General features: G+C 55.8%; 5 protein-coding genes. 4 read left to right on the forward strand and 1 reads right to left on the reverse strand.

The features are described 5' to 3' along the window. Positions 1-567: DUF2813 domain-containing protein (locus HP459_RS20845; RefSeq protein ID WP_171936764.1), on the reverse strand; the 567-nt coding region annotated here is incomplete at its 3' end. 291 nt (positions 568-858) lie between these two features. On the opposite strand from HP459_RS20845, the gene aqpZ reads away from it, so the two are divergent. From aqpZ to hcr, 4 genes are all read left to right on the forward strand, one after another. Beyond that, the gene (gene aqpZ, locus HP459_RS20850) at positions 859-1554 is read left to right on the forward strand and encodes an aquaporin Z (RefSeq protein WP_026080729.1); all 696 of its coding nucleotides are present in this window, start codon (positions 859-861) and stop codon (positions 1552-1554) included. Positions 1555-1730: 176 nt separating this feature from the next. Continuing rightward, positions 1731-2630, forward strand: a complete 900-nt coding sequence (locus HP459_RS20855) for a lysine exporter LysO family protein (protein ID WP_022647606.1) — start codon at positions 1731-1733, stop codon at positions 2628-2630. 144 nt (positions 2631-2774) lie between these two features. After that, a complete protein-coding gene (gene hcp / locus HP459_RS20860) occupies positions 2775-4427 on the forward strand; it encodes a hydroxylamine reductase (RefSeq protein ID WP_171936765.1) in 1653 nt (550 codons plus the stop codon). A gap of 10 nt (positions 4428-4437) precedes the next feature. Then, on the forward strand, positions 4438-5406 hold the full coding sequence (hcr, locus tag HP459_RS20865; RefSeq protein WP_023299707.1) for an NADH oxidoreductase: 969 nt from the start codon (positions 4438-4440) through the stop codon (positions 5404-5406). The last annotated feature ends 116 nt before the right edge of the window (positions 5407-5522 follow it).

The raw sequence follows: 5522 nt of genomic DNA on the forward strand, positions 1-5522 counted from the left end.
GAGGAAATCCAGTTCGCGGGCGGTTACTTCCACCTCGGGCATATTCGGCACGGCGCCGTTACGGATCCGCCGCATAAAGCGCGCGTCTCGTAAGCGCAACACGGGGGAGAGGCGGATCAGATGGCGGGCAAGCTCGTCAATATTATCGAGCGGGATCGGATTCCCCTTCTCATCAAGGAATTCACGCAGGGTTAATACCCCGTCGTTTTGCGCCATTTCGCCCTCAAGGCGATAGAAAATACGCTGGAACCCATCTTCACAGGGCACCCAGCAGGGCGACATAGGGCGAAAACGACGCACGCGATGGCGTCCGGGCTCGGATTCGCGGAAGGTCAGAATGATATGCAGGTGTTTCTCGCGCCCGTTGACATCCCCCGGCGGAAACCAGAAGTCATCATGGACGAAGTGGTACAAGTTCTCTTCGGGCGAAAGCAGCAGCGTCAGGGCATCCAGCAGGCTGGATTTACCCCAGGCGTTTTCGCCTATCAGGACGTTGTTCTGTTCCAGTTGCAGCGACAGGCGGTTAATCCCGCGAAACCCGACAATCTCCACACGTTCGAGTAGCATACATCCCCCGCATTTCGGCCACTTTTTCCTTCAAGTTATCAGCAGTATAGCGGCAGGCTGTAGGTCACGACAGCAGAATATACGCCCCCTTAATTATTGGGCTATGCTCTAATTACCTCCGTTCTGAACAAGGATTGACATCACATTGCCTTAAATCAAATTTAGTGAATTTATTTGAGTGGCGAAGGGATGTTGATGGTTTCAAAATACTGGCTCTTTGAGTCGTCATCCCTTTATGGCGATATAACCCGCGCGCAGGAATGGGCGCGGACGTTTATTATTGAGGTGGTTATGTTCAGAAAATTAGCGGCAGAATGCTTTGGTACATTCTGGCTGGTGTTTGGTGGCTGCGGTAGCGCAGTACTGGCAGCCGCATTTCCGGAATTAGGTATTGGATTTGTCGGTGTCGCGCTGGCATTCGGTTTAACCGTATTAACCATGGCATTCGCCGTGGGGCATATTTCCGGCGGTCATTTCAACCCGGCCGTCACGTTAGGTTTATGGGCGGGCGGACGTTTCCCGGCGAAAGATATTATTGGCTATATTATTGCCCAGGTTATTGGCGGTATTATTGCCGCGGCGGTGTTGTACGTCATTGCCAGCGGAAAAGCCGGGTTTGACGCCGCGGCCAGCGGATTTGCGTCAAACGGCTTCGGCGAACACTCTCCAGGCGGCTACTCAATGCTGTCTGCTATCGTGATTGAAATTGTGCTCACCGCAGGTTTCCTGTTGGTGATCCACGGCGCAACGGACAAATACGCGCCTGCGGGCTTTGCCCCCATTGCTATTGGTCTGGCGCTGACGCTTATCCACCTGATCTCCATCCCGGTGACCAATACCTCCGTTAACCCGGCACGCAGCACCGCGGTGGCTATTTTCCAGGGCGGCTGGGCGCTTGAACAGCTGTGGCTGTTCTGGGTGATGCCAATTATTGGCGGTATTCTGGGCGGCGTGCTGTATCGCACCCTGCTGGAAAAACGCGATTAATTAAGTGCGGCCTGTAATGTCGGGTGGCGCTAAAGCTTACCCGACCTACGTGAGTGTGCACTTTGTAGGCCGGGTAAGGCGTAGCCACCACCCGGCTTTTTTTGTAGCTTTACCTCACAGCCTTTATTGGGTAGTGTCTCTGGCGCTTAAATGATACTCAAAAGGACCGGCTGTTCATGTTCTCAGGACTCCTCATCATTCTTCTGCCCCTGATTGTGGGCTATCTTATTCCGCTGCGTCATGAATCGGCCTTAAAGCTTATTAATCGTTTTCTCAGCTGGATTGTTTACGTCATTCTGTTCTTTATGGGGATCAGCCTGGCCTTCCTGGATAATCTGGCGACGAACTTGCTTTCCATCCTGCATTATTCTGCGGTTACGGTAGTGGTTATTCTGCTGTGCAATATTGCCGCGCTGTTCTGGCTGGAACGCACTATTCCCTGGAAAAATCACCACCATCAGGAAAAGCTTCCCTCCCGAATTGCGATGGCGCTGGAATCATTAAAGCTGTGCGGCGTGGTGGTGCTCGGTTTTTTACTGGGGCTAACCGGATGGGCTTTTTTACAGCACGCTACGGAAGCCAGCGAATATACGCTGATTTTCCTGCTCTTCCTGATCGGTATTCAGTTGCGAAATAATGGCATGACGCTGAAACAGATTGTCCTGAACCGCCGGGGCATGATGGTTGCCGTTATCGTTGTGGCCAGCTCAATGGCGGGGGGAGTGATTAACGCCTTTATTCTCGATCTGCCGCTGAAAACCAGCCTGGCAATGGCATCCGGTTTTGGCTGGTATTCGCTCTCCGGTATTCTGCTGACCGAATCGTTTGGTCCGGTGATCGGCAGCGCCGCCTTCTTTAACGATCTGGCGCGCGAGCTGATAGCCATCATGCTGATCCCCGGCCTGGTACGCCGCAGCCGCTCTACCGCGCTGGGCCTGTGCGGGGCCACCTCAATGGACTTTACCCTGCCGGTGTTACAGCGCTCGGGAGGTCTGGAGATGGTTCCTGCCGCTATTGTACACGGCTTTATTCTGAGCCTGCTGGTCCCCATTCTGATGGCGTTCTTCTCAGCCTGATACTGCTTTGGCGGTAGTGAACCTGCCGCCAAAATTGCGCTAAATCAATAACCCTCCACTTAGTATAAGAAAGCACTTTTCTCCGTTGTGGCACAGGCATAACCTTAAACATGTATCTCAAATATAACTTTAACAGGTGTGATTATGTTTTGTGTGCAATGTGAACAAACCATCCGTACCCCGGCAGGCAACGGCTGCTCTTACGCGCAGGGTATGTGCGGCAAAACCGCAGAAACGTCCGATCTCCAGGACCTGCTGATTGCGGCGCTGCAAGGCTTATCCGCCTGGGCCTTCAAGGCCCGTGAATATGGCCTTGTCGATCACTATGTCGACAGCTTTGCGCCGCGCGCATTTTTCTCCACGCTGACTAACGTTAACTTCGATTCGCCACGCATTGTGGGCTATGCCCGCGAAGCGATTGCCCTGCGTGAAGCCATGAAAGCGCAATGCCTGAATGCCGACGCCAGCGCCCGCGTGGACAACCCGATGGCGGAACTACAGCTGGTGAGCGACGACCTGGGCGAGCTACAGCGTCAGGCCGCCGAATTTACTCCCAATAAAGACAAAGCGGCGATTGGCGAGAACATCCTCGGCCTGCGTCTGCTGTGCCTGTACGGTCTGAAAGGTGCTGCGGCGTATATGGAGCACGCGCACGTACTCGGCCAGTACGACAACGACATTTATGCTCAGTACCACAAAATCATGGCATGGCTGGGCACCTGGCCTTCCGACATGAACGCCCTGCTGGAATGCTCGATGGAAATCGGCCAGATGAACTTCAAAGTGATGAGCATTCTGGATGCCGGTGAAACCAGCACCTACGGTCACCCAACGCCGACGCAGGTCAACGTCAAAGCGACCGAAGGTAAATGCATCCTGATCTCCGGCCACGACCTGAAAGATCTCTACAACCTGCTGAAGCAGACCGAAGGCACCGGCGTTAACGTCTATACCCACGGCGAAATGTTGCCCGCGCACGGCTACCCGGAACTGCGTAAATTTAAGCATCTGATCGGTAACTACGGCAGCGGCTGGCAGAACCAGCAGGTGGAGTTCGCCCGCTTCCCTGGCCCAATCGTCATGACCTCTAACTGCATCATCGACCCTACCGTGGGCGCGTATGACGACCGTATCTGGACCCGCAGCATCGTCGGCTGGCCGGGCGTGAGCCACCTTGAAGGCGATGATTTCGGTCCGGTTATTGCGCAGGCGCAGCAGATGGCAGGCTTCCCGTACAGCGAAATTCCGCACCTCATCACCGTCGGTTTTGGCCGTGAAACCCTGCTGGGTGCGGCGGATTCCCTGATTGACCTCGTCAGCCGTGAAAAACTGCGTCACATCTTCCTGATCGGCGGCTGTGACGGCGCGCGCGGGGAACGTAACTATTTCACCGATTTCGCCACCCGCGTTCCGGAAGACTGTCTGATCCTGACCCTGGCCTGCGGTAAATACCGTTTCAACAAGCTGGACTTCGGCAACATCGAAGGTCTGCCACGCCTGGTGGATGCTGGTCAGTGTAACGATGCATATTCAGCCATCATTCTGGCGGTCACGCTGGCAGAGAAACTGGGCTGCGGCGTGAACGATCTGCCGCTGTCGCTGGTGCTCTCCTGGTTCGAGCAGAAAGCGATCGTTATTCTGTTGACCCTGCTCTCTCTCGGCGTGACCAACATCGTCACCGGGCCGACCGCGCCAGGCTTCCTGACGCCGGACCTGCTGGCCATCCTGAACGAGAAATTTGGTCTGCGTTCCGTGACCAACGTTGAAGATGATATGAAGCAACTGCTGAGCGCGTAAGGAGTAACTCATGACCATGCCAACCTCACAATGTCCGTGGCGGATGCAGGTTCATCACATCCAACAGGAGACGCCGGATGTGTGGACACTGTCGCTGCTGTGCCATGACTACTACCCGTACCGCGCAGGTCAGTATGCGCTGGTGAGTGTGCGTAATTCGGCGGATACCCTGCGCGCCTACACGATCTCCTCCACGCCGGGCGTGAGCGAATACATAACGCTCACCGTCCGTCGTATTGATGACGGCGCAGGCTCCCGGTGGCTGACCCGTGACGTGAAGCGCGGGGATTACATCTGGCTGTCTGACGCGCAGGGCGAGTTCACCTGTGACGACAAGAAGGAAGACAAATTCCTGCTTCTGGCGGCAGGCTGTGGCGTAACGCCGATTATGTCGATGCGCCGCTGGCTGGCGAAATACCGTCCTCAGGCCGACGTGCAGGTGATCTTTAGCGTGCGTTCCCCGGAAGATGTGATTTTTGCCGAGGAATGGCGAAATTATCCGGTGACCCTGGTGGCTGAGCACAACGCGACGCACGGTTTTGTCGCGGGGCGTCTGAGCCGCGAAATGTTGCAAAGCGTGCCGGACATTGCGGATCGTACCGTGATGACCTGCGGCCCGGCGCCGTACATGGAGATCGTGGAGAAAGAAGTGAAAGCGCTCGGCGTGACCCGCTTCTTTAAAGAGCAGTTCTTCACGCCTGTAGCGGCAGCGGCGACCAGCGGGATGAAGTTCACGAAGCTGCAACCGGCGCAGACCTTCTTTGGTCGCGTGGGCACCACGCTGCTTGAAGCGCTCGAAAGCAATAACGTGCCGGTAGCGGCAGCCTGTCGCGCGGGTGTGTGCGGCTGCTGTAAGACGAAGGTGGTTTCCGGTGAATACACCGTCACCAGCACCATGACGCTGACCGATGCGGAAATTGCAGAGGGTTACGTGTTGGCGTGTTCATGCCATCCGCAGGGAGACCTGGTGCTGGCATAATCTGGCGCAGTGCCCCCATTTGTTGCCGGGTGGCACTGCGTTTACCCGGCCTACTTTGTACATGTTGGCTCTTCGTAGGCCCGGTAAGCGTTAGCGCCACCGGGCTTTTTGCCGGG

Source organism: Enterobacter sp. CM29 (assembly GCF_013179605.1).
GTDB lineage: Bacteria > Pseudomonadota > Gammaproteobacteria > Enterobacterales > Enterobacteriaceae > Enterobacter > Enterobacter intestinihominis.